The organism is Streptomyces sp. NPDC018693, from assembly GCF_044391385.1.
Lineage (GTDB): Bacteria > Actinomycetota > Actinomycetes > Streptomycetales > Streptomycetaceae > Streptomyces.
The window spans coordinates 693,139-717,198 of record NZ_JBIRZZ010000002.1; the positions used below are offsets into that span (position 1 = coordinate 693,139).

At 71.5% G+C, this 24,060-nt stretch carries 25 protein-coding genes and 2 pseudogenes; 15 read left to right on the forward strand and 12 right to left on the reverse strand.

The window, feature by feature from the left end:
* Positions 1-302 precede the first annotated feature (302 nt).
* From ACH5AC_RS07600 to ACH5AC_RS07615, 4 genes are all read right to left on the reverse strand, one after another.
* Positions 303-1,196, reverse strand: a complete 894-nt coding sequence (locus tag ACH5AC_RS07600; RefSeq protein WP_398860755.1) for an SRPBCC family protein — start codon at positions 1,194-1,196, stop codon at positions 303-305.
* Positions 1,197-1,910: 714 nt separating this feature from the next.
* Complete coding sequence (locus ACH5AC_RS07605; protein ID WP_398860756.1) at positions 1,911-3,542, reverse strand: polyamine aminopropyltransferase; 1,632 nt, start codon at positions 3,540-3,542, stop codon at positions 1,911-1,913.
* A gap of 62 nt (positions 3,543-3,604) precedes the next feature.
* Positions 3,605-4,153, reverse strand: a complete 549-nt coding sequence (locus ACH5AC_RS07610) for a DUF2617 family protein (RefSeq protein ID WP_398860757.1) — start codon at positions 4,151-4,153, stop codon at positions 3,605-3,607.
* A 396-nt stretch (positions 4,154-4,549) separates the two neighbouring features.
* Positions 4,550-4,906, reverse strand: coding sequence for a hypothetical protein (locus ACH5AC_RS07615; protein ID WP_398860758.1), 357 nt, complete (start codon positions 4,904-4,906; stop codon positions 4,550-4,552).
* Positions 4,907-5,035: 129 nt separating this feature from the next.
* Between ACH5AC_RS07615 and ACH5AC_RS07620 the strand changes: the two genes are divergently transcribed.
* A complete protein-coding gene (locus ACH5AC_RS07620; protein ID WP_398860759.1) occupies positions 5,036-6,223 on the forward strand; it encodes a pyridoxal phosphate-dependent aminotransferase in 1,188 nt (395 codons plus the stop codon).
* Between the two features lie 40 nt (positions 6,224-6,263).
* Here ACH5AC_RS07620 and ACH5AC_RS07625 read toward each other — a convergent pair whose 3' ends face one another.
* Entirely contained in the window at positions 6,264-7,064 is an 801-nt protein-coding gene (locus ACH5AC_RS07625) for an alpha/beta fold hydrolase (RefSeq protein ID WP_398860760.1), read from the reverse strand.
* A 123-nt stretch (positions 7,065-7,187) separates the two neighbouring features.
* Between ACH5AC_RS07625 and ACH5AC_RS07630 the strand changes: the two genes are divergently transcribed.
* Positions 7,188-7,883 (forward strand): SapC family protein, encoded by a 696-nt coding sequence (locus ACH5AC_RS07630; protein WP_398860762.1) that lies wholly within the window; start codon positions 7,188-7,190, stop codon positions 7,881-7,883.
* A 45-nt stretch (positions 7,884-7,928) separates the two neighbouring features.
* On the opposite strand, the gene ACH5AC_RS07635 is transcribed toward ACH5AC_RS07630, so the two are convergent.
* Positions 7,929-8,480: an ABATE domain-containing protein gene (locus ACH5AC_RS07635; RefSeq protein WP_398860763.1), complete on the reverse strand. Its 552-nt coding sequence runs from the start codon at positions 8,478-8,480 to the stop codon at positions 7,929-7,931.
* Positions 8,481-8,603: 123 nt separating this feature from the next.
* On the opposite strand from ACH5AC_RS07635, the gene ACH5AC_RS07640 reads away from it, so the two are divergent.
* The 3 genes from ACH5AC_RS07640 to ACH5AC_RS07650 all read left to right on the forward strand — a co-directional run bounded on the left by ACH5AC_RS07640 (position 8,604) and on the right by ACH5AC_RS07650 (position 10,587).
* The gene (locus ACH5AC_RS07640; RefSeq protein ID WP_398860764.1) at positions 8,604-8,909 is read left to right on the forward strand and encodes a hypothetical protein; all 306 of its coding nucleotides are present in this window, start codon (positions 8,604-8,606) and stop codon (positions 8,907-8,909) included.
* An 8-nt stretch (positions 8,910-8,917) separates the two neighbouring features.
* Positions 8,918-10,024, forward strand: coding sequence for a DNA alkylation repair protein (locus ACH5AC_RS07645; protein WP_398860765.1), 1,107 nt, complete (start codon positions 8,918-8,920; stop codon positions 10,022-10,024).
* 305 nt (positions 10,025-10,329) lie between these two features.
* Positions 10,330-10,587, forward strand: coding sequence for a hypothetical protein (locus ACH5AC_RS07650; RefSeq protein ID WP_398860766.1), 258 nt, complete (start codon positions 10,330-10,332; stop codon positions 10,585-10,587).
* A gap of 58 nt (positions 10,588-10,645) precedes the next feature.
* Here the strand turns inward: ACH5AC_RS07650 and ACH5AC_RS07655 are convergent, their stop codons facing one another.
* The 5 genes and pseudogenes from ACH5AC_RS07655 to ACH5AC_RS07675 all read right to left on the reverse strand — a co-directional run bounded on the left by ACH5AC_RS07655 (position 10,646) and on the right by ACH5AC_RS07675 (position 13,412).
* Positions 10,646-11,800, reverse strand: a complete 1,155-nt coding sequence (locus ACH5AC_RS07655) for a methyltransferase domain-containing protein (RefSeq protein WP_398860924.1) — start codon at positions 11,798-11,800, stop codon at positions 10,646-10,648.
* Positions 11,797-11,967: a hypothetical protein gene (locus ACH5AC_RS07660; RefSeq protein WP_398860929.1), complete on the reverse strand. Its 171-nt coding sequence runs from the start codon at positions 11,965-11,967 to the stop codon at positions 11,797-11,799. The genes ACH5AC_RS07655 and ACH5AC_RS07660 overlap by 4 nt, the downstream gene beginning before the upstream one ends.
* A 436-nt stretch (positions 11,968-12,403) precedes the next feature.
* A pseudogene (locus ACH5AC_RS07665) lies at positions 12,404-12,742 on the reverse strand (MvdC/MvdD family ATP grasp protein); the annotation flags it as partial.
* A gap of 1 nt (position 12,743) precedes the next feature.
* Positions 12,744-12,977, reverse strand: a complete 234-nt coding sequence (tgmA, locus tag ACH5AC_RS07670) for a putative ATP-grasp-modified RiPP (RefSeq protein ID WP_398860767.1) — start codon at positions 12,975-12,977, stop codon at positions 12,744-12,746.
* 120 nt (positions 12,978-13,097) lie between these two features.
* Positions 13,098-13,412: a hypothetical protein gene (locus ACH5AC_RS07675; RefSeq protein ID WP_398860768.1), complete on the reverse strand. Its 315-nt coding sequence runs from the start codon at positions 13,410-13,412 to the stop codon at positions 13,098-13,100.
* A 634-nt stretch (positions 13,413-14,046) separates the two neighbouring features.
* On the opposite strand from ACH5AC_RS07675, the gene ACH5AC_RS07680 reads away from it, so the two are divergent.
* From ACH5AC_RS07680 to kynU, 9 genes are all read left to right on the forward strand, one after another.
* Positions 14,047-15,093, forward strand: a complete 1,047-nt coding sequence (locus ACH5AC_RS07680; RefSeq protein ID WP_398860769.1) for a transcriptional regulator — start codon at positions 14,047-14,049, stop codon at positions 15,091-15,093.
* A gap of 22 nt (positions 15,094-15,115) precedes the next feature.
* Positions 15,116-15,865, forward strand: coding sequence for a 5-formyltetrahydrofolate cyclo-ligase (locus ACH5AC_RS07685; RefSeq protein WP_398860770.1), 750 nt, complete (start codon positions 15,116-15,118; stop codon positions 15,863-15,865).
* Positions 15,866-15,886: 21 nt separating this feature from the next.
* Positions 15,887-16,675: an aldose 1-epimerase gene (locus tag ACH5AC_RS07690; protein ID WP_398860771.1), complete on the forward strand. Its 789-nt coding sequence runs from the start codon at positions 15,887-15,889 to the stop codon at positions 16,673-16,675.
* A gap of 10 nt (positions 16,676-16,685) precedes the next feature.
* A complete protein-coding gene (pyrE, locus tag ACH5AC_RS07695) occupies positions 16,686-17,234 on the forward strand; it encodes an orotate phosphoribosyltransferase (RefSeq protein WP_398860772.1) in 549 nt (182 codons plus the stop codon).
* A gap of 149 nt (positions 17,235-17,383) precedes the next feature.
* A complete protein-coding gene (fbaA, locus tag ACH5AC_RS07700; protein ID WP_398860773.1) occupies positions 17,384-18,406 on the forward strand; it encodes a class II fructose-bisphosphate aldolase in 1,023 nt (340 codons plus the stop codon).
* A gap of 76 nt (positions 18,407-18,482) precedes the next feature.
* Entirely contained in the window at positions 18,483-19,949 is a 1,467-nt protein-coding gene (locus tag ACH5AC_RS07705; protein WP_398860774.1) for an MFS transporter, read from the forward strand.
* A gap of 68 nt (positions 19,950-20,017) precedes the next feature.
* Positions 20,018-20,431, forward strand: a complete 414-nt coding sequence (locus tag ACH5AC_RS07710; RefSeq protein WP_398860775.1) for a DUF3151 domain-containing protein — start codon at positions 20,018-20,020, stop codon at positions 20,429-20,431.
* 148 nt (positions 20,432-20,579) lie between these two features.
* Positions 20,580-21,431: a tryptophan 2,3-dioxygenase family protein gene (locus ACH5AC_RS07715; protein ID WP_398860776.1), complete on the forward strand. Its 852-nt coding sequence runs from the start codon at positions 20,580-20,582 to the stop codon at positions 21,429-21,431.
* Positions 21,424-22,617 carry a kynureninase gene (kynU, locus tag ACH5AC_RS07720; protein ID WP_398860777.1) on the forward strand — a complete coding sequence of 398 codons (1,194 nt, stop codon included), beginning with the start codon at positions 21,424-21,426 and terminating at the stop codon, positions 22,615-22,617. The genes ACH5AC_RS07715 and kynU overlap by 8 nt, the downstream gene beginning before the upstream one ends.
* A gap of 229 nt (positions 22,618-22,846) precedes the next feature.
* On the opposite strand, the pseudogene ACH5AC_RS07725 reads toward kynU, so the two are convergent.
* Positions 22,847-22,948 (reverse strand): annotated as a pseudogene (locus ACH5AC_RS07725) (TetR family transcriptional regulator); the annotation flags it as partial.
* Between the two features lie 179 nt (positions 22,949-23,127).
* Here ACH5AC_RS07725 and ACH5AC_RS07730 point away from each other — a divergent pair.
* On the forward strand, positions 23,128-24,003 hold the full coding sequence (locus tag ACH5AC_RS07730; protein WP_398860778.1) for an alpha/beta hydrolase: 876 nt from the start codon (positions 23,128-23,130) through the stop codon (positions 24,001-24,003).
* Positions 24,004-24,060 lie beyond the last annotated feature (57 nt).

Genomic DNA, 24,060 nt, shown 5'->3' on the forward strand with positions numbered 1-24,060 from the left:
GGTGCGGCCGTAGCCGTGGGCGGCGATGCCGAGATACCAGGTGGGCGGCCCCGGCGAGCCGCGCGACGGCGAACAGACCGAGCGCGGCGACGACCCCGGGGAACGGACGCCCCAAGGCGGGGCGCCGCCTCGGCGGACTCCCGGCGCGGGGGCGTGACCGATGTGACGGACGTGGCTGACGTGACTGCGGACGACGGCGGCGAGCGTGCTGGCGTGGATCACATCCGCACGATGCGCTGAGCCGCGCCGGGCCGCGAGCCGAGGCATCCAGGCAGGTGTCCCGGCCGTCGCGCAGGGCCGGCTCAGCGGCGGCGCCGCAACGCCCTCCCCACCACGATCGCCGAGGCCACGAACAGGGCCGCCGCCGGGGCGGCCCAGCGCAGGGTGCTGTTCGGGGCGACCGTCTGGGGTGCGGGGACCGGGGCGTAGCGGCCCCGGGGCGGCGCGTGGTCGACCTCTTCCGCGCTGCGGCCGATCATCGTGCGGCGCGCGTGCGCGGCCTCGGCGGGCGGTTCCGCGAACTCGGTGAGCCCGTCGTCGGCGAGGGGGTCGAGGGAGGAAGGGGGCACCTCCGTCTCGAACACGGACACGTCCTCGTCCTCGGCGCCGCCGTCCGCCTCGGAGTCCTCCGCCGCAGCATCGGCCGCCTCGGCGTCTCGGGCCCCGGCGTCCTTGGCCTCGGGCTTCCCGGCCTGGGCGGCTCCGTCCCCGGACTTCCTGGCCTCGGCGTGCCCGGCCTCCGGTTCGCTCCCGGCCTCCGGCTCCCTCTCGGCCTCCGCCGCCCCCAGCTTCTCCGCGAACCGGTTCAGCAGTCGGGTCACCGCCGACTCCACCGTGTCCGTCGGCAGTTCCGTGATGCGCCCGTCCACCGTGGCCGTGCCCTCGATCCGGAGGGAGGCGCCGCCGTCCGCGTCGGTCACCCGCAGGGTGAGCGTGAGCCGGACGGAGCCGGTGCCGCGGGCCTCCGTGGCGCCGCCCTCGATGGTGTGCGTGCCGTCGTCCCGGGCGGTGAGCCGCAGCTCGCCCCGGTAGGTGATGGTGTGGCCGCCGATCCGCAGCCTCAGCCGCCCGGCGATCGGCTGCTCGGCCCCGGGGTCCCGCTGGAGCCCGGGAACCGCACGGGCCACCTGCGCGGGGTCGGCGAGGGCGGCCCTCAGCCGGTCGGCCGGGACCGGAACGAACACCTGTTGCTCCATGTTCGCGCAGCCTACCCAGCGAGCCCGGAAAAGCACCTCGGGAAACCACGTTTCCCTACCGGGCCCGCACCGGGTCGACACCGGTCAGCCCCAGGCCCGCCCCGGGGCAGTGCCGGGTCCACATCGGACGCCCCAGACCAGCCCCCGATCCGCCCCAGGCCAGCGCCGGGTCCACACCGAGTCGGCGTCGGGTCGGCGCCGGGCCAGCACTGGGTCCGCACCAAGTCAGCGCCGGGGGTCCGCCCCATGTCAGCCCTGGGCCCGCCCCGGGCCCGGCCCCGGGTCCGCACTAGTGCCGGGGGTTCGCCCCAGGTCAGCGCCGGTTCGCCACCAGGTCAGCCCCGGACCAGCCTCGGGCCCGGCTCCGGGTTCGCGCTAGGTCAGTGCCGGGGGTTCGCCCAGGTCAGCGCCGGTTCGCCACCAGGACAGCCCCGGACCAGCCTCGGGCCCGCCCTGGGCCCGCCCTGGGCCCGCCCTGGGCCCGCTCCGGGCCAGCCTCGGGCCCGGCCCCGGGTTCGCACTAGGTCAGCGCCGGGGGTCCGCCCCAGGTCAGCCCCGGGTCCGCCCCGGGCCAGCCCCGGGTCCGCCCCGGGTCCGCCCCGGGTCCGCCCCAGGTCAGCCCCGGGTCCGCCCCAGGTCAGCCCCGGGTCCGCCCCGGGCCCGCCCCGGGCCAGCCCCGCCTCAGTACCCGTTCCGCCCCGAGCCCGGCCCGGATCAGTACCGCGGATACACCAGTGTGGAGGCCCGCACATCCTCCACCCGAAGGGCCTGTGCCTCCTGCTCGCCCGCCTTCAGCAGCTCCTGCGTGAGCGTGTCGAGGGGCCGGTCCAGCCGGAGCGGCGGTGCCGTCTCGGCGGCCGCCAGGACGAAGCCCCAGTCGCCGGGCGGGCCGGACACGTCCGCCGTACGGTCCGGCCCGGTGGCGACGCCGGCACCGCGGCCGCTCACCCGGTAGGGGCGGGTGTGCAGGCCGGCCGCGCGCAGGGTCGCCTCGACCGTCCAGAAGACCCGCGGGCGGGCGGTGAGCGGCCCGGCGTGCACGACGAGGCGGCCCCGGGGCGCGAGGGCACGCCGGGCGAGACCGTAGAACTCCTGGGAGTACAGCTTGGTGCTGGCGGTGATGCCGGGATCGGGCAGATCCGCGATGACGACGTCGTACGAGCCGGGAGGTGTCGTCCGCAGCAGGCTGAACGCGTCGCCGATCCGGACCCGTACGCGCGGGTCGGCGAGCGCGTGGCCGTTGAGCCGGGACAGCGCCGGGTCGGTGCGGGCCAGCCGGACGACCTCGGCGTCGAGTTCCACGAGGTCCACGCGTCGTACGTCCGGACGGGTGAGGACCTCGCGGGCGGCGAGGCCGTCACCGCCGCCGAGGACGAGCACGCGCGCGTGAGGGCCGCCGGACAGCGCGGGGTGGACCAGGGCCTCGTGGTAGCGCTGCTCGTCACGGCCGCCGACGCGGAGCCGGCCGTCGAGGTAGAGGTCGAGGGGGCGGCCGTCGGTGCCGCCGGTGAGGACGATCTCCTGGGCGTCGCTGCGCAGGGCGACGCGTACGTCGGCGCCGTAGACCGCGTGGCGCGCGGCCCGCTCGAAGTCGTCGACGAGGACGGCCGCGGCGGCCAGCACGCCGAGCGCGGCGAGGGTCGCGCTGAGCAGCAGCCAGCGGGCGCGGCGGCTGAGGTCGCGGCGGAACAGGCCGAGGACGAGGGCGCCCCCGGCGATGACATTGACCGCGCCGGTCAGCAGGGAGCTGGTCAGCTGGCCGAGCCGGGGCAGCAGGAGAAACGGGAACGCCAGGCCGCCGACGAGCGCGCCGACGTAGTCCGCGGCGAACAGGTCGGCCACCGCGCCGCCCGCGTCCTGGCGGCGGATGCGCTGGATCAGCTCCATCAGCAGCGGGACCTCGGCGCCGATGAGCAGGCCGATGGCGAGGGAGAAGGCGACGAGCAGCAGCCGGGGGCCGTGCGCCCACATGCCGCCCCAGTCGCTGGTCCAGGCGAACACCGCGTACAGGGCGAGTGCGCTGCAGCCGCCGATCAGGGCGAGGGCGATCTCGATCGCGGCGAAGCCGGCCGCCGCGTGCCGGCGCAGCCCTTTGACGGCGAGGGAGCCGACGCCCATCGCGAAGACCATGACGGACAGCACGACGGACGCCTGGGTGACGGAGTCGCCCATCAAGTACGAGGCGAGGGCGACCAGTTCGAGTTCGTAGACGAGACCGCAGGCGGCGCAGACGAAGACGCACGCGAGGACCAGGAACCGCCCCGTGTCGGGCCGCACGGGCAGCCGGGCCGGGCCCCGCCAGGAGGGCGGGACACCGGGTGGGGCTGGGGCGTGCGGTTCGATCACGACTGCGACGTTACGTCACGGCCGCATCGCGTTTTGTCACCCACACGTGTGGAGCTTCGTCCTCAAACGCCCGACACGACACCGGACGGGGTGAGTTCGTCAGCCGGTAGGCGCACGCCCACCTTCGTCCGCGTCGACACGAGCTGTCCGTCCTGCGGGTACGCGTGCCAGGTACGCCAGTGCACCTGCCCGTCCTGGCGCTGTGCCAGCAGGGCGGTGAAGGCGTGCGGGCTGCCGGGGAAGACGCCCGCGAGGCCGTGGGGATGGTCGGAGACCAGGGCGAGCAGTTCCTGGGCGCGGCCGGCGAAGGAGTTCGGGTTGAGGGCCTCGACGCGCGCGGCGAACTCGTACTCCCAGTCGCCCACCCGTTTGGCCACGCCGAGCGGGAGGGGCGTGCTGCTGCCGGGGATGCAGGCCACGGTCTCCGAACAACTGCTCTGCCGCTCTTCCAGAAGCACCTGGTGGGACGCGCCGAGCAGGCGCAACTGCACTTTGGCGTCCTCCAGTTCGAGGTCGAGCGTGGCAAGGGCGGGCAGCGGCTCGCGTCCCAGGGCCCAGGCGAGGTCGGCCGCGCGTGTGTCGGTGTAGGCGGTGTTCAGGGTCGTGAGCATGGATCGGCTCCGCAAGCACACAAGGAGAGGGCAGGTCCTGCGCACCCCGGTCGACACCGGGAGTTCCGTCCCGGTCAGCCCGGTGTGGGGGAGGGCGTCCGCGCGGGACGTCCGAGGAGTCCGAGAGGAGTCCGAAGGGCTGCGCTGGTGGGGCTGCGTTGGTGTTTTAGAGGGAATCATGAACTGTGGCGCCGCCACAGCGTTTTTACCCAACTTCGTGGGGTTTCCATCCCTCAGAGGGCTCCACAGCTCAACTGTTCAACTACGGCGTACGCCGTGCGGCCCAGGCGTACGCCGTACGGCTCGGGCGTACGCCGGGCGTGCGCGGCGCCCGCCGCGAGCGGTGCGCGGTGGGCGCCGGTGACAGGGCTTCATGGCCGGCTGAGCTGCCCCGCGTCAGCTGCCTCCGCCGCATCCCCCGCCCCCGCCGCAGGACGACGACGACCCGCCGCCGCAGGACGAGGACGATCCGCCGCCGCAGGAGTGCCCCCCGGAGTGCCGGCTGCCACCGTCGTCCGACGAGGACGACCCGGCCCACCAGCTGTCGTCGCTGCCGCCGTCGAAGTCACCGCCTCCGCCGGCGAAGTCGCTCCCGCCGCCGTCGTCCCCGTGCCGCCGCCGCGTCGTGACCGCGTTCCGGCGGCGGATCTGGTTGCGCCGGTAGCGCCGTCTGTTCCGGCTCTCGCTGATGGCGGACAGCACGCCCACCACGAGTACGACCCCGATCACACCCAGGATGATGCCGATCGCCATGGCAACACCCTCCTTCCGATTCCCCCGAAACAGCCCCCCGTTGGGCTCTCGTTCGGTGCGTGGGGAGGGGATGCCCGACGCCCGTACCACCCAAAGCACACTTGAGGAAGTCCAGAGCTTGCGCGCAGGATGACCGGCATGACCTCCACCACCCGCCCCTTCCTCAACCGCCGTCTCGCCGAGTTCGGCACCACGATCTTCGCGGAGATGTCGGCGCTGGCCCTGCGCACCGGCGCGATCAACCTGGGGCAGGGCTTTCCCGACACGGACGGCCCCGAGGAGATCCGGGAGGCGGCGGTGCGCGCGCTGCGCGACGGCCGCGGCAACCAGTACCCGCCGGGCCCCGGCATCCCGGAACTGCGCACGGCGGTGGCGGACCACCAGCGCCGCCGCTACGCCCTCCCCTACGACCCCGACACCGAGGTCCTGATCACAGCGGGTGCGACGGAGGCGATCGCGGCGGCCCTGCTCGCCCTGCTGGAACCCGACGACGAGGTGGTGGCCCTGGAGCCGTACTACGACTCCTACGCGGCGTGCATCGCGATGGCGGGCGCCCGCAGGGTCCCGGTCACCCTGCGGCCCGCGGACGGCCGCTTCCGCCTCGACCTGGACGAGCTACGGGCCGCGGTCACCGACCGCACCCGCCTCCTGCTCATCAACACCCCGCACAACCCGACCGGCACCGTCCTCACCCGCGAGGAACTGACCGCGATCGCCGAGCTGGCCGTCGAGCGCGACCTCCTGGTCGTCACGGACGAGGTCTACGAGCACCTCGTCTTCGACGACGCCGAGCACATCCCCCTCGCCACCCTGCCGGGCATGCGCGAACGCACGGTGACGATCGGCTCCGCCGGCAAGAGCTTCTCCTTCACCGGCTGGAAGGTCGGCTGGGTGACGGCCCCGGCGCCGCTGGTCACGGCCGTGCGCTCGGCCAAGCAGTTCCTGACCTACGTCGCCTCCGGCCCCTTCCAGTACGCGGTCGCGGAGGCCCTGTCGCTCCCCGACAGCTACTTCGCCGCCTTCCGCGAGGACATGCTGGCCAAACGCGACCTGCTGGTGACCGGCCTGCGGGAGGCCGGCTTCGAGGTCTATGTCCCGTCCGGCACCTACTTCATCACGACCGACATCCGTCCCCTCGGCGAAACGGACGGCTTCGCCTTCTGCCGCGCCCTGCCGGAGCGCGCGGGCGTGGTGGCCATCCCCAACGCGGTCTTCTACGACCACCGCGAGGCCGGCGCCCCCTACGTCCGCTTCGCCTTCTGCAAGCGCACCGAGGTACTCCAGGAGGCGGCGAAGCGACTCGGCGCGGCCTTCTAGCATTCCGGGACCGCGACCTGCGCGAACTCCGCGGCTTCGGTCAGGAGTGCTGCTGAAGGAACCGGACGATTGCGTCGTTCACGCCGTCCGGTTCCTGCTCCGCCGGGTAGTGGCCGGACTGTTCGGCGAGGAGTCGGGTCACGTCGCTCGCGAGGGCGGCCATCCCGTCCGCGACGGCCGTCCCCATCGCGTACCGGCCTCCGATCGCCAGGACGGGCGTGGAGATCGGCCGGTCGGCGAGTGCTCGGACGGCGTCGACGTCCTGGGACCGGGTGCGGTAGTACGCGAGCCCGCTCTCCAGGACGCCCGGAGCGCTGTACGCGTCGAGGTAGGCGTGAAGGGCAGCCGGGTCGAGGCCGCTCGGTCCGGCGCTCTGTTCCAGGAACGTGCCGTAGTACGCCGCCTCCCGCCCGGGCACGAGCTTCTCCGCGAGGCCGGCCGCCCGATTGAAGGGGCCGTGCCACGACGGGTAGTGGTCGCGGCCGCCCGGGGGGATCTCGATGTCGACGCCGGGGAGGATCTCCTCCTCGACCACGAGCGCGGTGACCGACTCCGGCGCGGCGGCGGCCATGAGGTATCCGACCGTCGCACCCCAGTCGTGACCGACGACCGCGTACCGGGTGACACCCTCCCGCGCCAGCCGCCCCCGAACCCGGTCGGCAAGTGCCGCCTTGCGGAAGTCGGTCACGTCGGAGTCGGGAACGGCGCCGAGTCCGGGAAGCGTGACGGGGACCGCGGTGATGCCCGCCGCGTCGAGGGCGGGGACGAGGAAGCGCCAGTGTTCGGTCGTGACGGGCCAGCCGTGCAGCAGCACCGCGGTCGGGGTTCGGTTGTCGCTCATCGGCCCATCATGCCGGGTCCCCTCCATGCGCCCGCACCAGCATCCCGGGGGCGCGGCCGACTGATAGCGTGGATCATGCATTCAGAAAGCAAAATCCGTGAAAACAGAGTTGGGGGGAAACTGATGCGACTGGTACCACTGAACAGGGAGACCCATGCGTCACTGCGCCTGATCCGCGCGCAGGCCATGGAGTTCACGGAGACGCTCCACATCGCCACGCTCGCCACGGCCGAGTTCACCGATGCCGCGCTGGCGTATCCGATCGTCTTCGCCCACAACAACGGACGTCCCGCACCCTGCGCCCTCCTGGGCCTTGAGCAGGGCCGCAACCAGTACCTCATGCCGGACGGGCGCTGGCGGCCCCACGCGTACGTCCCGGCCGCCATCCGCATGCACCCGTTCCTGCCGACGGACAAGGGGGACGGCACCTTCGACATCCACATCGACGAGGACTTCGCCGGCTGGAGCACGACGGAGGGCGAGCCCCTGTTCCAGGCCGACGGGAGTGACACGCCAGCGCTGACCGAGACGATCGACTTCCTGGAGCGGTGCGTGACCGCGATGGCGCGGACCGGCGAGTTCGTCAGCACGCTGATGGACCTCGGCCTGCTGCGGCAGGACCGGATGCAGGTGACGCACCCCGACGGCACCGTCCGCAGCCTCGACGAGTTCTGGGCGGTGGACGAGGAGAAGCTGCGCGGGCTCGGCCTCGCCGACCTGACACGCCTCCACGACAGCGGCTACCTGGGTCTGATCCACGCCCATCTCCTCTCGCTGCACCACATGAAGAGGCTCGTGGCCGAGCTGGTCGACGGCTGACGCCCGGCGGCGGGAGCCGGCAGGGGCCGGGCCGCGAGGGAACGTTCAGTCCGCGGGTCGGCCGCTCCGGCGGGCGGCCCGCGCCCTGGCCCTGTTGCCGCAGCCGACCGAGCACCACGCCTGGTCCCGCCTGCGGGCCAGGAAGAACATGCCGCAGCTCGGTGCGTGGCAGCACCGCAGTCTCGCCCGCTCCGGCCCGGCGGCCAGTACCAGGGCCTGCCGCGCCACCGCCGCGGCGACCGGGCCGCCGGCCTCCCGCTCCGTGAGCCGGCCGGCGGCGTCGACGTGAAAGGTCACCGGCGCGCGTGCGGCGAGGGCGTTGAGACGAGTGCGCACCGGCTCGGGCAGCGGGGCCTGCCGTGCCGCCGCGTCCAGTGCGCCCCGCACCGGATCGCGCAGATCCGTCAGCTGCCCCAGGGGCAGCTCCGCGAGCTCCCGGTCGGCGGCTCTGGCCCGCCAGGACGCCAGCAGCTCCGGATCGGCCAGCAGGTCGATGTCGCCGCCCGTGGTTCCCGTGCCGCGCACGACGGTGTTGGCCAGGTCCAGTACCGGCAGCTCTCCGATCCACGGCATCGCGCGCAGGCTCTTGAGGGTCATGGCCCCAACCTACCGGGATAACGGCTTCCGGTGGTCAAATCCGTGATAGCTTCCCGTTCGCGGGTTTCACGCGTTTCCTGTGGTGAATCCGTGACCGATGTCCGTCCTGAGAGGAACGCCCCTGTGAGTGCGACCATCGAATACGTCCGTTTCGAGACCACCGACGTCGAGAAGCTGACCGCGCAGCGCGACCACCTGATCTCCCTCCTGCGTGAGCGCTACGCGACGGACTTCCTCGGCGCCCATCTCGCCCGGTCCGAGGACGGCTCCCTGCTCGACCTTCTCCTCTGGGCCTCGCCCGAGGCCGCCCAGCGCGCGGCGCGGGAGATGCCCGGCGATCCCGCCGCCGCCGGGTTCTTCAGCCTGATCGGCGAGGTCCACGAGATGCGGCACGCCGAGGTGCTGCACAGCGTCCAGCCGCAGCCGTAGGAGCAGCAGTGCCCACGGCCGACGAACTGATCGACGTACGCACCACGGACCAACTGGCCTCCGTCATGGCGCAAGCGGGAGGCGGGTCGGCGTCCGCGATCCGCGACTGCGGAGCCGCCCTGGAGGGCCTGGCCTTCAGTCGACGCGTCACGGCCGTCAAGGAAGCCGTCCTCGCCGACCTGCCGGACGACCATCCCGCGTTCGCCGCCGTCATCCGTGCGGCGCTGAGGCAGTCCGCCTTCACCGGGTGGATGACCTTTCCCGTCAACGCGGCGGTCGCTGAGCACGCCCTCAAGCGCGGTGTCTTCGAACCGGCGCTCGACCTGCTCGCGGAGCTCACTCCCCGGCTGACCGCGGAGATGGCCGTGCGCCCCTTCCTCGACGGGGATCTTCCACGGGCCCTGCGGCCGGTCCTGGCGTGGACCGGCCACCCCGATCCACATGTGCGCCGGCTGGCGAGCGAGGGCACGCGGCCCCGTCTGCCGTGGGCGCCGCGGCTGGCCGCACTCGTCGCCGACCCCAGCCCTGCCCTCCCCGTGCTGGACGCGCTGTACCGGGACCCGTCCGAGTACGTCCGCAGATCGGTGGCCAACCATCTCAACGACATCAGCCGTGACCACCCGGGCACGGCCGTCGCCGTCGCCGCCCGCTGGCTCGCCGAGCCCGACCCCACGACACCGAGGCTGGTCCGCCATGGTCTGCGTACGCTCGTCAAGGCCGGTCATCCCGATGCCCTGAAGCTTCTCGGTCATGACCCCGAGGCGTCCGTCCGGGTCGCGGGTCCCGACGTCCGAACCCCCGAGGTGCTCATCGGCGAGACTCTTGCGTTCGGCTACGAGGTGACCAACACGGGGCCGCGCACCGTCCGTGTCGTCGTCGACTACGTCGTCCACCACCGCAAGGCGAACGGCGGCCTCACCCCCAAGGTCTTCAAACTGACCACCCGGGATCTCGCCCCGGGAGAGCGCTGGTCGGGCGTGCGCCGCCATTCCTTCCGGGTACTCAGCACACGCCGCTACCACCCCGGCGTCCACCGGGTGCATCTCCAGGTCAACGGACGGCCCCACGGCTCCACGGACTTCACCCTGGGCGTCCCGCGGGCATTGGACTCATGAGTGATTCCTGCAAACGGCACGAGGGATCCACGGCTGCTCTGGAATGCGGCCGCGTTGATCACGGCGCGGCACCCCACCGGAACCCTCGCTGACAAGGCCGCAACTCCGCAAGGCCGAAACCGCACCTCTCACACCGCGGCGGCGAGCCTCACCAGGACGTCAGCGTTCGCGGTCACGTTCGTCCCACTCTCCAACAACTCATGCGCTGGCCTCGGTGTGCACCGGGACAGGCGGACGAACACCGGTGACCACCTCCGCGCGGGCGACAAGGTGGGGTGCGAGGTCGGGGTACCAGCCACGGGCTTATGGCTTGCAGCATCTCCCGCCAGAGCCGCGAGTTCTTCGATTCGGCCGGCAGGGGTGTCGAGGGCCGCTGCGAACTCCTGGCGGATGCGGGCGGCAATGTCGGGGACAAGCAGGCTGTTGGTTCGCCGCCGTGCAGGGGAGCGGAGTCGAACGTGATCAGTCCGGCGTCCTTCGCCTGCACCAGCGGTCCGTCGCCGTTCAGGGCCTACGTGATCGGGGCATCCATGACCAGGCTGACGGGCATCAGCGAGGAGTGAGCCCCGCCCGCCAGGGGGGAGGACAGACGGACGGCGCGGTTTGATGGGGTGGCCGGGGTCAGACGGAGAAGGACCATCCACCGCCGGGAGCGGTGAGCGTGCTGCCGTCAGGGCTCAGCACGACGGACATGGAGTGGAGAGAGAAGCGATTGCCCTCCTCCCACTTCCGCCGGACGCGCTCAAGGTCGTCCCACAGTCGGCGGGGGCCGCTCTGGTGAACCGTGCCGGTCTCGTCGCCCACGGCCCGTGCCCATGATCCGTCAGAGGCGAGAAGCCAGACGATCCGGCGCCCATCGGCGTCCGTTGCGGCCCGTGTCTCCGTGCCGGGCGTATCCAGCTCGTAGAGCCATCGGAGCGGCCATTCCCGCCACAGGTCCGGGATCGGCCCGTCTGCGGTCCGGACGTCGTTCCCTTCGGCATCCCGGGCGGCCCCGAACACGGCGTTGAGCTTTGGCGGGTAGTCCGCCTCTTGACGCGTCTCCATGAACGTCGCCGGATCGGGCTGGACGCTGCCCCGCGCCATTCCGTCTTCGCCCATGTCCGCCGTGATCAGAAGCGCGGTGCAGGCAATCGTGGTCACGAGCTTCCCGCCCGGTCGAAGCGCGTGAAGCCATGTTGCGGGGACGGGGCGCACTGAGACCGTCGCCATGATGCGGTCATACTCCGCGTCGGGAAGCGGCCCAGTGGCATCGATCGCTTCCATACGCGGGGCACGGCCGAACGCGGCGAGACGAGCGCGGGCGGCTTCCACAAGGTAGGAGTCCACATCCACGCTCGTCACGTGTGCGTCCCCGATACGGCGCCCCATGAGGGCAGCGGAGTAGCCGGAGCCCGTACCCACGTCCAGGACCTTGTGACCAGGCTTCGCGTCCAGTAGGTGAAGCATGGAGACGATGAGCCCGGGGAGGGTGGATGATGACGTTGGACTTCCGGTCGCCTTCTCGTCCGACTGGGCGTGATCGGCGTGCAACGGTCCCACACGGGTGACAAGTGTCTTGTCCGTGTAAGCGGCTCCCAGGAGCTCACGGGAGCCCGTCGGCGGAACCACAAGGCTCCACTCCTCGGCGGGACTCTCCGGGATGCGCTCCCACCACCTGGGAACCAACAGATGGCGGGGGGTCGCGCACACCGCGGCATGCCACTCCGGTGCATCTGCGGTCACCTGGTCGGCGAGTGCTCGCGCGGCTTCCCTCCACCGGCTGGCTTCGGTCATCCTGCTACTCCCTGTAGTGCGTCGGCCATGGCTTCCACGAGCGGGACGTTGGCCTTTACGGCGATCCAGTGCCATTGACCATTGGGGTTGATCTCCAGGAACTTCCACCGCCCGTCTGGTGTGACCGCGAAGTCCAGCGCACCGAAGAAGAGCCCCAGCTCGTCCATGAGCCGCCGGACGCCCTTCTCTACCTCTTGGGATGTCCACGTGGCTGTAGGTCAACGAGCGGTAATCGGTGCGCCAGTCGAGTTTGGCGGCTTCGCTCCCGGAGTGAATGGCGACGGGGAACATGCGGCTCCCGATGACTGTGAGCCGCACTTCAAACGCCTTCTCGACGTTCTCTTGGAACAGGTGCGCGGTACCGGCGACACCGTCGTCCACGTCGTCGGCGGATACAAGCGAGACGGGAAGGAACTGCCGTTGGCCATTCGGCCCCAGGACGCCACCACCCAGCCCTTTGTAGATCATCGCGTCGTTCCCCATGAACACCCGGGCGTGTTCCGGGTCAGAAGTGATGATCGTGCCTGGAGTGTCCAACCCCACGCGGGCCGCCAAAGCAAGTTGCCGGGGCTTGTAATTCGCGGCGGAGTCCTGAGCGGGGTGGTTGATCCATCGGACGGGAAGAGACCCGAGCACGCCCAGTAGGCCGGACCGCGCTTCCGAAACCGCGAGCGCTCGTGCCGGGCCCGGCCACTCTACGGGGGTGACGAACTCGTTCGGGCGACGCCACCAAACGGACTTCACGGTCTCAAGGCGGAGGGGGCGGGAACCGGTGAGGGAGCCCGCCCAGCCGTCCCCCGTGAGGGAGACGGCCAGGCGGGAAGCGGTGGGGAAATCAGCCGTGTCATACCGGACGACGTTCTCACCGCGCTGCGCCAGTTCCTCAACCACAGCGTCGGCCGTCAGGTCGTCCCGGCCGGTGAGGATGAGGACCGTACCCATGTCAGTACAGGTCGGTCCCACTGTCGGACCCCGGCGCGTTGCCGTCGCCGTTGCTGGTCTCCGTCTGCGTCTCCGGCTTGTTCGCGGCCTCCGCGTGCCAGGGGTTGCCCTGGGCGGACACGTTGAGCTGAAGGGATTCGCTGAACGTGATGACCGGGGCGTCCGCGGTGTTCGGGGGCGGAGAGACCAAGTGCCGTACTCCGAAGGGGAGAGCCGGAACGGTCGCGGTGCTCATACTGCGTACCTCCGTGTTGTCGGTTCCAACAGTTCATGTGCTGATCACCCGCTCCGACCATGCACGCGGGTCTTCCCGGGGCTCCAATGTGATCGGAGCGGGAGTCACCTGGGCGGCTGACTACGTGTCCGGTGGCCCCGATTCCGCAAGTCGCAGACCGCGCGACTCGGCGACTCGCAGTGCGTCGCTCAGACACTCTGCGAGCCGGATCCCGGCGTAGCGCAGTTCGGCGTGCGGCGCCATGGGGGTATCCAGCACCTTGCGGGCACGGGCGAGTACGTCGGCGCCTTCGGCCAGTTGCGCGGCTTCCAACCCATCGGCGAGGCGCGACAGATATCCGCCCTCATTGTTCGTGGAGAGAAAGCACGGCTTGCCCTCCAGGGACGTCCACGGCAGGAGGAGAAAAGCCGTGACGGATTCTGACGTGGGTTCCATCAGGCGCTTCCCTTCCCCGTGCCGATCAGATGCCGGTCGGGATCGACCTCTGCGGTGTAGGGGCGTACGAGACGGGACTCGGCACCGTCGAGAGGCAGGTGAAGACCATAGAGGGAGCGGTGGAGTGGGATGGCGAAGCCGGCGGTGTGGAGAACGATGGTGGCGTGAGGCGCGCTTGCGCGCCGGTCGGGGAACTGCGTGTCCGCGCGGCGCCTTTCGGCCCGGGGGCGAGTAGAAGCCTCAGCCGTGCGGCAAGGCGACGGATAAGGTCATGCATGTCGGTCTGCTCCGTTCAGATCGGCCGTGCCCCGGGAGGTCAGCCCACCTCGCCGGGGTATGACGTCTGCTCATCGATCGGTGGAGATCCAATCGGTGCAGATCCACGGAATCGCTACCGGCCGCCGCGTACCAGAGCAGAATTGGCGCAGAGATGAGGCATCCATGCCGCATCACCGGGAATGACCTGGGACCTCTGCTTCCAGGGATGGCGAGGAACGACACGGGGAGATCGCTCCATGACCCTGAAACGGCACGGTTTGGTTCGCCGCCGCCTGGCGGTGGGCCACACACAGGAAAGCCTCGCTGAGGTCCTTCGTGTAGAACGGCCACCGTCGCACGCTGGGAGTCAGGAAAGGTGGCGCCCCAACCGTGGATTCGACCGCGCCTGGCGGAGGCCCTGCGCATCGGTCCCGAGGCATTGAACGAACTTCTGGTGGTCTCGTCCCTCGACAACGGGCCGCTTGCCGAGCGTACGGCCTACGTCATGCGCCATCCCTCCCGTGTCGATCTCGCGACGGTCGCTGAACTCCGACAGGCCATGGATTCCTTGGGTGAGCGTTACGACCGCGTGCCCTCTGCGACGTTGCTCGTGCGTGCCGCCGAACACACGAGTCAGGTCGCATTCCTTGCCGGAGAAGCCCCCTTGGGACGTGTTCAGCGGGAGATGCACATGCTTCAGACGGATGCGGTCACCCTCATGGGGCAACTCGTCTGGGACGCGTCTCAGCGAAGGGACCACGCCACGGCTCGCTCCTACTACGCGCAGAGCGCCGAAGTGGCGCGCCACCTGGGCGATTCGAACGCGGAAGGGCACGCCCTCTTACGGACCTGCTACGTGGCCCTTTACGGAGCCAACGACTACCAAGAGGGCTTGGACTTGGCCATGCGGGCAGCATGCACGACCAGGCGCACCAGCCACGTACTCGCGGGGCTCGCCATGTTGCATGCTGGGGAGGCTCACGCCTACTTGGGCGCCGAAGGCGAGTGTGAACGGGCACTGATGGGTGCCGAAAGGCACCTGAGCCGGGCCCACGGAGCTGACGCAGCCCACGAGCTGTTCTCACCAACTCACTTTGCCCGTCTGGCCGGCTCCTGCTATCTCTCCCTTGGCAAGTACCGCAAAGCCGCGGAACTCCTGGCTCATGCCGCCGCCGAACTCCATGACCGACGCAAGTCCCGCGCGATCGTCCTCGGCAACCTCAGTCTGGCCCACATCCGGTGCGGCGACCTGGATGCCGCACTCACCGCGTTCGACGACGCTGTGAGCGAACTGAACAGCACGCGCGGGGGCGGCGGGATGAACATCGCCTTTCGGGCGGCTCGGGAGATGCGTCCATGGCGGAATGAACCCCCGGTGCAGGACGCGCAGGACCGGCTGATGGCACTGATGGAAGCGGCATGAGAGAGGCATGAAGGAGTCCCACATGCGTACACGTCTGGACCAGGAGAAGCAGCGGATACGTGAGAGGGTCTGGGGCCTGCTCGATGCGTCAGGTGCCGTTCTCGACACGACGGCTCATGGGCGTATCCCGAATTTCAAGGGTTCCGAGATCGCCGCGGAGCGGCTTGCTGAACTGACGTCCTGGCGCGACGCGCGGGTGATCAAAGCTGTTCCGGACAAAGCTCAGCTGCCGGTGCGGGCTCGGGCCCTCGTCGAGGGGAAGACCGTGTTCATGGCGGTGCCGAGACTCGCCGACCCACGGCCCTTCTACCTCCTCGACCCTGCCGTGCTCCCCGCCCCGGCGCAGGAGGCGGCCTCCAGCAAGGTCGCGGCGGCAGTGGCTCCGCGTGTCGCTGTGGATGATCTTCAGCCTGTCGACATGGTGGTCGTCGGTAGTGTCGCGGTGAACCGGGCGGGGGTGCGCATCGGTAAGGGAGCCGGGTATTCGGATCTCGAGTTCGCGTTTCTGATGGAGGCCGGCCTGATCGGGACCCGCACGGTGGTCGTGTCCACGGTGCACTCGCTTCAGGTGCTGAACGAGGACATCCCCGCAACCGATCACGACTTCGGAGTGGACCTGATCGTCACGCCCGACGAGGTCATCTCCTGCCCGGCGCCGCACCGGCCGACGGGGCTGGTCTGGGAGGACCTGGACGCGGAGAAGATCGCGTCGATCCCCGCGCTCGCCGCCCGGGCGGCCGTGCCCCGTGAGGACACGGCCCCGCCCTCTTGATCACCCCAGTAGGGTCGTCCTGTGAGTAACGAAGACATCACATTGACCGCGGGAGACGCGGAGGCCGTCGTGCAGGCGGGGAACGGCGGGCGGGTCGGGGGGCTGCGCGTCGGTGGGGTGGAGTTGTTGCGGCAGGGGGAGCGGTTCGGGTGTTTCCCGATGGTTCCCTGGTGCGGGCGGATCAGGGAGGGGCGGTTCCGGGACGGGGCCGGCGTGCAGCAGATGCCGTTGAACGCCCCGCCGCATGCCATTCACGGGACCGTTCGCGACGGGGCGTGGAAGGTGGCCCGCCGGTCGGAGACCGAGGCGGTGCTGACGTACGACCTGGTGGAGCCGTGGCCGTACAGCGGACGGGTCACGCAGATCGTCGCGTTGGGGGAGGGTGCGCTGACGTTGAGCATGGCGGTCGAGACGTACGACGATTCGTTTCCGGCGCAGATCGGGTGGCATCCGTGGTTCAACCGGAACATCGGTGATCAGGACGTCCGGATCGACTTCCACCCCGCCTGGCAGGAGGAGCGCGGGGACGATCACCTGCCGACCGGGAACCGGGTCGAGCCGAAGCCGGGGCCCTGGGACGACTGCTTCGGGATGCCCGGCGGCGTCGACGTCACCCTCACCTGGCCGGGGCAGCTGGAGCTGAAGGTGAGCAGCCCGGAGGAGTGGGTCGTCCTGTACGACGAGCAGGAGGCGGCCGTGTGCGTGGAGCCGCAGACCGGGCCGCCCAACGGGCTGAACACCCACCCGCGCCTGGTCACGCCGCTGGAGCCGCTGGAGGCCAGCACCACATGGCGGTGGACCCAGCTCTAAGCTGTTCGGCATGACGGACGTTCGCGGCGCGCTGCTGCAGCAGATCAAGGACAAGGCCGTGGTGCACGGCAAGGTGACCCTGTCGTCGGGTCTGGAGGCGGACTACTACGTCGACCTGCGGCGTATCACCCTGGACGGCGAGGCCGCGCCGCTGGTCGGGCAGGTGCTGCTGGACCTGACCGCCGAGCTCGACTTCGACGCGGTCGGCGGGCTCACCATGGGCGCCGACCCGGTCGCCGCCGCGATGCTGCACGCGGCCGCCGCGCGCGGGAAGCGGCTCGACGCCTTCGTCGTACGGAAGGCGGCCAAGGCGCACGGCCTGCAGCGGCGGGTCGAGGGCCCGGAGATCAAGGGCCGTCGGGTGCTCGTCGTCGAGGACACGTCCACCACGGGCGGCTCACCGCTGGCCGCCGTGGAGGCCGTCCGGGAGGCCGGCGCGGAGGTCGTCGCCGTCGCCACGATCGTGGACCGGGCGACCGGCGCCGCCGAGAAGATCCGGGAAGGGGCCGGTGTGCCCTACCTCTTCGCCTTCTCGAAGGATGAACTGGGTCTGGACTGACGGGCCCCCGTGCCCTGGAATGTCCGCCGCGTGGACCATCCGCCCAGGTCTGGGAAGATGGGGGCGATCGACGACGATGTCGCACGCCAGGTCTAGGTCAGGGCCGTAAGAACGCAGTACTTCACACCGCACATACAAGGAGCGGACAGATGCCCATCGCAACCCCCGAGGTCTACAACGAGATGCTCGACCGGGCGAAGGCAGGCAAGTTCGCCTACCCGGCCATCAACGTCACCTCGACCCAGACCCTGCATGCGGCGCTGCGCGGCTTCGCGGAGGCGGAGAGCGACGGCATCATCCAGATCTCGACGGGTGGCGCCGAGTTCCTCGGCGGCCAGTACAGCAAGGACATGGTGACGGGCGCGGTCGCCCTCGCCGAGTTCGCGCACATCGTCGCCGAGAAGTACCCGGTCACCGTCGCCCTGCACACCGACCACTGCCCGAAGGACAAGCTCGACGGGTACGTACGGCCGCTGCTCGCGATCTCCGAGGAGCGCGTGAAGGCCGGCCGGAACCCGCTGTTCCAGTCCCACATGTGGGACGGCTCCGCCGAGACGCTCGCCGACAACCTCTCCATCGCCCAGGAGCTGCTGGAGCGCGCCCGCGCCGCCAGGATCATCCTCGAGGTGGAGATCACCCCGACCGGCGGGGAAGAGGACGGCGTCTCGCACGAGATCAACGACTCCCTCTACACGACCGTCGACGACGCCATCCGTACGGTGGAGGCGCTCGGCCTCGGCGAGAAGGGCCGCTACCTGCTGGCCGCGTCCTTCGGCAACGTCCACGGCGTGTACAAGCCGGGCAACGTGGTGCTCCGCCCCGAGCTGCTGAAGGAGCTGAACGACGGCGTCGCCGCCAAGTTCGGCAAGCAGTCCCCGTTCGACTTCGTCTTCCACGGCGGCTCCGGCTCCACCGAGCAGGAGATCGCGACCGCGCTGGAGAACGGCGTCGTGAAGATGAACATCGACACGGACACCCAGTACGCCTTCACCCGTCCGGTCGCCGACCACATGTTCCGCAACTACGACGGCGTCCTGAAGGTCGACGGCGAGGTCGGCAACAAGAAGACCTACGACCCGCGCACCTGGGGCAAGCTCGCCGAGGCGAGCATGGCCGCGCGTGTCGTCGAGGCCACGCAGAACCTGCGGTCGGCCGGTACGAAGATCAAGTAAGCCCTCGTAGGGCTGTACCGCGAGCCCGGTGTCCGTCAGCTGTCGACGGCGCCGGGCTCGCTGTATATCTGGGGGCATGCCCGACGTCCGGACCGGTACCCCGCAGGGCAAGTGGATCCTGTTCACGACCATCCTCGGCTCCAGCATGGCCCTGCTGGACTCGACGGTCGTCAATGTCGCGCTGCCGAGGATCGGGTGGGACCTGGACGCCGATCTGGCGGCCCTGCAGTGGACGGTCAACGCGTACATGGTGACGCTGGCCGGGCTGATCCTGCTCGGCGGGTCGCTGGGCGACCGTTACGGCCGCCGTCGGATCTTCGTCATCGGCGTGGTGTGGTTCGCGGCGGCCTCGCTGCTGTGCGGGCTGGCGCCCAGCGCCGGGGTGCTGGTGGCCGCGCGGGCCCTGCAGGGGGTGGGCGGGGCGCTGCTCACTCCGGGGTCGCTCGCCCTGATCCAGGCGTCGTTCCACGCCGACGACCGGGGGCGGGCCGTCGGGCTGTGGTCGGGCTTCGGGGGCATCGGCGCGGCCGTGGGGCCCTTCCTCGGCGGCTGGCTGGTGGACGGGCCGGGCTGGCGGTGGGTGTTCCTGCTGAACGTGCCGCTGGCGCTGGTGTGCGTGCCGGTGGCGCTGCGGCATGTCCCGGAGTCCGGGGACGTCGGCAGACAAGGCCGGTTCGACGTGCTGGGCGCGGCCCTGGGCGCGCTGGCGCTGGCGCTGGTGACGTACGCGCTGATCGGGGCGGGGGAGGGCGGGCAGACGGTCCTGGCGGCGCTGACGGGGGCGGTCGGGATCGCGGCCGGGGTCGCCTTCGTCCTCGTGGAACGGCGCCGCCCGGACCCGATGATGCCGCCGGACATCTTCTCGTCGCGCCAGTTCACGGCGGTGAACCTGGTGACGCTGTGCGTGTACGCGGCCTTCGGCGGCTTCTTCTTCCTCACGGCGGTGCAGTTGCAGGTGGTGTCCGGGTACTCGGCGCTGGGCGCGGGGGCGGCGCTGCTGCCGACGACCGTGCTGATGCTGCTGCTGTCCGCGCGCTCGGGGCAGCTGGGGGAGCGGATCGGGCCGCGGATCCCGCTGACGGTGGGGCCGCTGCTGTGCGCGGCGGGCATGCTGCTGATGCTGCGGGCCGGCCCGGACGCCTCGTACGCCGTCGATGTGCTGCCCGCGATGCTGGTGCTGGGCCTCGGCATGGTCACGCTGGTCGCTCCGCTGACCGCGACCGTGCTCGCCTCCGTGGACACCGCCCGCGCCGGGCTGGCCAGCGGGGTCAACAACGCGGCGGCCCGGGCGGCGGGGCTGATGGCGGTGGCCGCGCTGCCGCTGCTGGCGGGGATGGGGCCGGAGGCGTACCGGTCGGCGGGCGCCTTCGACGAGGCGTTCCGGGTGGCGATGGCGTGGTGTGCCGGGGTGCTGGTGGTGGGGGCGGTGCTGGCCTTCGCGACGGTGCGGCGGCTGCCGGCCGAGTGCGCCCACCCGGAGTGCCGCAGCCACGGCTGGGTGACGGCGCCGCCGCTGGAGGAGGGGGACGGTCCGCACCCGTGAGGCACGCACCCGCGGCCGGAGGTCACCTGACTCGCCCGGGAGGCGGCCCACCCACCACACTGGACCCCATGTCCATTCACGAGAACCTCCTCGGGGGCCCGCCCCCGACCCACCTGCCCGACGACCCGGAGCCCCGCCAGCTGCTGGCGAACGGCACGCCGTCCGCCGAGGTCGCCGCGGAGTACCCGACGTCGTCGCTGGCCTGGGCCCAGCTGGCCGACGAGGCGTTCGGGCGGGGCAGCGTCGTGGAGTCGTACGCCTATGCCCGTACCGGCTACCACCGCGGCCTGGACTCGCTGCGCCGCAACGGCTGGAAGGGCCACGGCCCGGTCCCCTGGGAGCACGAGCCGAACCGTGGCTTCCTGCGGGCCCTGCACGCCCTCGCCCGCGCCGCGCAGGCGATCGGCGAGCAGGAGGAGTACGAGCGCTGCACCCAGTTCCTGAAGGACTCCTCACCGACGGCCGCCCAGACGCTCGGCTGACCGTCGTACGGCCGTGAGGCCCGTCTGTGATCCGGGCGGGCCTTGCGGCACCGGGGGGTCATTGCGCAGGATGCCCCTGGGGACCGGGGCCCCCGTGCCGGCATCGGCAGGGGCGGACCGCTACCCGGAGTAACAACAGGAGACAGCGATGTCCCAAGAGGCTCACGAGACTCATGACGAGGCACACGAGCCCGAGACCCCGCATCTCGACTTCGCCGGCACGACGCCGTACGAGGACTACGTCAAGGCGGACGTGCTCACCCACCTCCAGCACACCCTCTCCGACGACCCCGGAGAGATGGTCTTCCTGGTCACGACCCAGGTCATGGAGCTGTGGTTCACCGTCATCGTGCACGAGTGGGAGACCGCGGCGCGGGCGCTGCGGCAGGACCGGGTGCCGGTGGCGATCGACGCGCTGAAGCGTTCCGTCCGCGAGCTGGAGGCGCTGAACGCCTCCTGGAGGCCGCTGGGGCAGCTCACCCCGGCCCAGTTCAACTCGTACCGCTCCGCCCTCGGCGAGGGTTCCGGCTTCCAGTCGGCGATGTACCGCCGCATGGAGTTCCTGCTCGGCGAGAAGTCCGCGTCGATGCTCGTCCCGCACCGCGGCGCGCCCCGCGTCCACGCGGAACTGGAGAAGGCCCTGCACGAGCCCAGCCTCTACGACGAGGTCGTACGGCTGCTCGCCCGGCGCGGGCACGCGATCCCGGACGCGGTGCTGCGCCGCGACATCGCGCGCCGCTACGAGTCGTCGCCGGAGGTGGAAGCCGCCTGGACGGCCGTCTACTCCGGTGACCCGGACGACGAACTCGCCCGGCTCGGCGAGGCGTTGACGGACGTCGGCGAGCTGGTGTGGCGCTGGCGCAACGACCATCTCGTCGCCACGCGGCGTGCGATGGGCGCCAAGGCCGGCACGGGCGGCTCCGCCGGTGTGGCCTGGCTGGAGAAGCGGGCGCAGAAGAACGTGTTCCCCGAGCTGTGGACGGCGAGGTCCCATGTCTGAGTCGGCGGTGCGGGCGCAGAAGCTGGACGCGGAGGACGAACTGGCCGCCAAGCGGGCGGAGTTCGTGCTGGACGATGTCGTGTACCTGGACGGCAACTCGCTGGGCGCGCTGCCCGCCGCCGTCCCGGGTGCCGTCGAGGACGTCGTCCGCCGGCAGTGGGGTGAGCTGCGCATCCGCTCCTGGGAGGAGAGTGGCTGGTGGACGGCGCCGGAGCGGATCGGCGACCGGATCGCGCCGCTGGTGGGGGCGGGGCCGGGGCAGGTCGTGGTGGGCGACTCGACGAGCGTGAATGTCTTCAAGGCGGTTGTGGCCGCGGTGCGGATGGCGGGGGCGGCGTCGGAGCGCCGTGACGAGATCCTCGTCGACGCGACGACCTTCCCCACGGACGGGTACATCGCGGAGTCGGCGGCCCGGCTGACGGGGTGCCGGCTGCGGCCGGTGACACCGGGGGAGGTCCCCGGGGCGCTGTCCGACCGCACGGCGGTGGTGTTGCTGAACCACGTGGACTACCGCACCGGCCGGCTGCACGACCTCCCGTCCCTCACGGCCGCCGTCCACGCGGCGGGCGCGCTGGCCGTCTGGGACCTGTGCCACAGCGCGGGCGCGCTGCCGGTGGGGCTCGACGAGCACGGGGTGGACCTGGCGGTCGGCTGCACCTACAAGTACCTGAACGGCGGCCCGGGTTCACCGGCGTACCTGTACGTCCGCGGCGATCTGCAGGACCGCTTCGACTCCCCGCTCCCCGGCTGGAACTCGCACGCCGAGCCCTTCGGGATGCGGCAGGGCTACGAGGCGGCGTCCGGGGCGGTGCGCGGGCGCGTGGGCACGCCGGACATCCTCTCCATGCTCGCCCTGGAGGCCGCCCTCGGCGTCTGGGACGGGGTCTCCGTCGACGCCGTCCGCGCGAAGTCGCTCGCGCTGACGGACTTCTTCCTGGAGTGCGTCGCGGAGTACGTCCCCGAGGGTCGTGTGGAGTCCCTGACCCCGGTCGCCCACGCGGAACGCGGCAGTCAGATCGCCCTGCGCTGCGATGACGCCGGCGGCGTGATGAAGCGCCTGATCGAGCGCGGCGTCGTCGGCGACTTCCGCCACCCCGACGTCCTGCGCTTCGGCTTCACGCCGCTGTATGTGGGGTTCGGGGACGTGGAACGGGCGGCGAGGGTGCTGGGGGAGCTGATGTCGTAGCGCGCCTGCGGGCGGCGGGGGGCTGATCGCGCAGTTCCCCGCGCCCCTGGGTACGTGCAGTCCCGCCGGCTTCACAGCCGCCGTGGCTGCGGGCATCCGTGCCTCCCCCAGTGCCTCAAGGGCCTGGGAGGTGCCCCCAGGCGGCACGGGTGGGCGCAGCGGCACCCCGCCAGCGCGGGGAGCGGACCCACCCCCGGCCCAGCCCCCCGCCGGCGACCCGGTCTCCTCCCGGGCCGGCGCGCTCCGCGAGGTCCGTCAGCAGGTCCGCGACCAGCCCCGTCACCGACCCCCACCGCCGGTACACCGTCGTCCTGCCGACCCAAGCCCGCCGCAAAGTGCCTGGCTCGACGGACATGGCAGCCTCCTCGAAGCCCGACCCTCACCGAGCGTGACATCCCCGTGTCCGCGCACGTCACCAGCCTGATAGCGTCCCCGCCAACGGCCCGAACCACCCGCAGGTCCGTTCCCACCCCGTCCGCCAAACCCGTTTCGTCGCTGAGAGGTTGGAGCATGCCGGACGACGTCGCCGCAGCCCGGGCCGCCGCCGAGGAGCAGTCGGCCTTCTCGCACCCGCCCGTCGACCCCGACGCCACCGCCGCCTACGGCGACCATCCCGACCAGGTCATCGACTTCTACGCCCCGCGCACCGAGGCCGGCCCGGTCGCCCCTCTGGTCGTCGTCCTGCACGGCGGCGCCTGGCGCGCCCCGTACGACCGCCGCCACGTCACCCCGTTCGCCGACTACCTGGCCCGGCGCGGCTTCGCCGTGGCGAACGTGGAGTACCGGCGGGGCACGCAGGGCGGCCCGCCGGACGCGCAGCCGGTCGCGGGCCGCTGGCCGGACACCTTCGACGACGTGGCCGCCGCCCTCGACGCGCTCCCCGCCCTCGTCCGGGCGACCCTCCCGCAGGCCGACCCGCGCCGCACGGTCCTCACCGGGCACTCGGCCGGCGGCCACCTCGCCCTGTGGGCGGCGGCCCGCCACGTCCTGCCCGCCGGCTCCCCGTGGCGCACGGACGGCCCGGCTCCGCTGCGCGGCGTGGTCGCGCTCGCGCCCATCGCCGACTTCACGGTCGCCGAGAAGCTGGACGTCTGCGGCGGCGCCGCACACCAACTCCTCGGCGGCGACGAGCACTTCGCCGAGCGCCGGCCCTACGCCGACCCGGCGCTCCTGCTCCCCACCGGCATCGCCACCACCCTCGTCCAGGGCCGCGCCGACATCGACGTACCGCAGGCCGTCGCCGAGTCCTACACGGAGGCTGCGGCGAAGGCGGGCGAGGTCGTCGGGCTGACCCTGCTGGAGGACGTGGGCCACTTCCCGCTGATCGACCCGGCGGCGGACGCCTGCGCGGTGGTGGCGGAGGAGATCGCCCAGCTGGCGTGGTGACCCGGCGCAGCGCCCCCGTAGTACTTGAGACGGACCCGGCAGAACCCTCCTCACAGG

Bases quoted from the DNA above. Each gene is read 5' to 3' on its own strand.
- ACH5AC_RS07600 (WP_398860755.1), bottom strand. From the start codon at position 1,196: ATGGAGCAACAGGTGTTCGTTCCGGTCCCGGCCGACCGGCTGAGGGCC.
- ACH5AC_RS07610 (WP_398860757.1), bottom strand. From the start codon at position 4,153: ATGCTCACGACCCTGAACACCGCCTACACCGACACACGCGCGGCCGAC.
- ACH5AC_RS07615 (WP_398860758.1), bottom strand. From the start codon at position 4,906: ATGGCGATCGGCATCATCCTGGGTGTGATCGGGGTCGTACTCGTGGTG.
- ACH5AC_RS07620 (WP_398860759.1), top strand. From the start codon at position 5,036: ATGACCGGCATGACCTCCACCACCCGCCCCTTCCTCAACCGCCGTCTC.
- ACH5AC_RS07625 (WP_398860760.1), bottom strand. From the start codon at position 7,064: ATGAGCGACAACCGAACCCCGACCGCGGTGCTGCTGCACGGCTGGCCC.
- ACH5AC_RS07630 (WP_398860762.1), top strand. From the start codon at position 7,188: ATGCGACTGGTACCACTGAACAGGGAGACCCATGCGTCACTGCGCCTG.
- ACH5AC_RS07635 (WP_398860763.1), bottom strand. From the start codon at position 8,480: ATGACCCTCAAGAGCCTGCGCGCGATGCCGTGGATCGGAGAGCTGCCG.
- ACH5AC_RS07650 (WP_398860766.1), top strand. From the start codon at position 10,330: ATGGCTTGCAGCATCTCCCGCCAGAGCCGCGAGTTCTTCGATTCGGCC.
- ACH5AC_RS07655 (WP_398860924.1), bottom strand. From the start codon at position 11,800: ATGACCGAAGCCAGCCGGTGGAGGGAAGCCGCGCGAGCACTCGCCGAC.
- ACH5AC_RS07660 (WP_398860929.1), bottom strand. From the start codon at position 11,967: ATGGACGAGCTGGGGCTCTTCTTCGGTGCGCTGGACTTCGCGGTCACA.
- tgmA (WP_398860767.1), bottom strand. From the start codon at position 12,977: ATGAGCACCGCGACCGTTCCGGCTCTCCCCTTCGGAGTACGGCACTTG.
- ACH5AC_RS07675 (WP_398860768.1), bottom strand. From the start codon at position 13,412: ATGGAACCCACGTCAGAATCCGTCACGGCTTTTCTCCTCCTGCCGTGG.
- ACH5AC_RS07685 (WP_398860770.1), top strand. From the start codon at position 15,116: ATGCGTACACGTCTGGACCAGGAGAAGCAGCGGATACGTGAGAGGGTC.
- pyrE (WP_398860772.1), top strand. From the start codon at position 16,686: ATGACGGACGTTCGCGGCGCGCTGCTGCAGCAGATCAAGGACAAGGCC.
- fbaA (WP_398860773.1), top strand. From the start codon at position 17,384: ATGCCCATCGCAACCCCCGAGGTCTACAACGAGATGCTCGACCGGGCG.
- ACH5AC_RS07705 (WP_398860774.1), top strand. From the start codon at position 18,483: ATGCCCGACGTCCGGACCGGTACCCCGCAGGGCAAGTGGATCCTGTTC.
- ACH5AC_RS07710 (WP_398860775.1), top strand. From the start codon at position 20,018: ATGTCCATTCACGAGAACCTCCTCGGGGGCCCGCCCCCGACCCACCTG.
- ACH5AC_RS07715 (WP_398860776.1), top strand. From the start codon at position 20,580: ATGTCCCAAGAGGCTCACGAGACTCATGACGAGGCACACGAGCCCGAG.
- kynU (WP_398860777.1), top strand. From the start codon at position 21,424: ATGTCTGAGTCGGCGGTGCGGGCGCAGAAGCTGGACGCGGAGGACGAA.
- ACH5AC_RS07730 (WP_398860778.1), top strand. From the start codon at position 23,128: ATGCCGGACGACGTCGCCGCAGCCCGGGCCGCCGCCGAGGAGCAGTCG.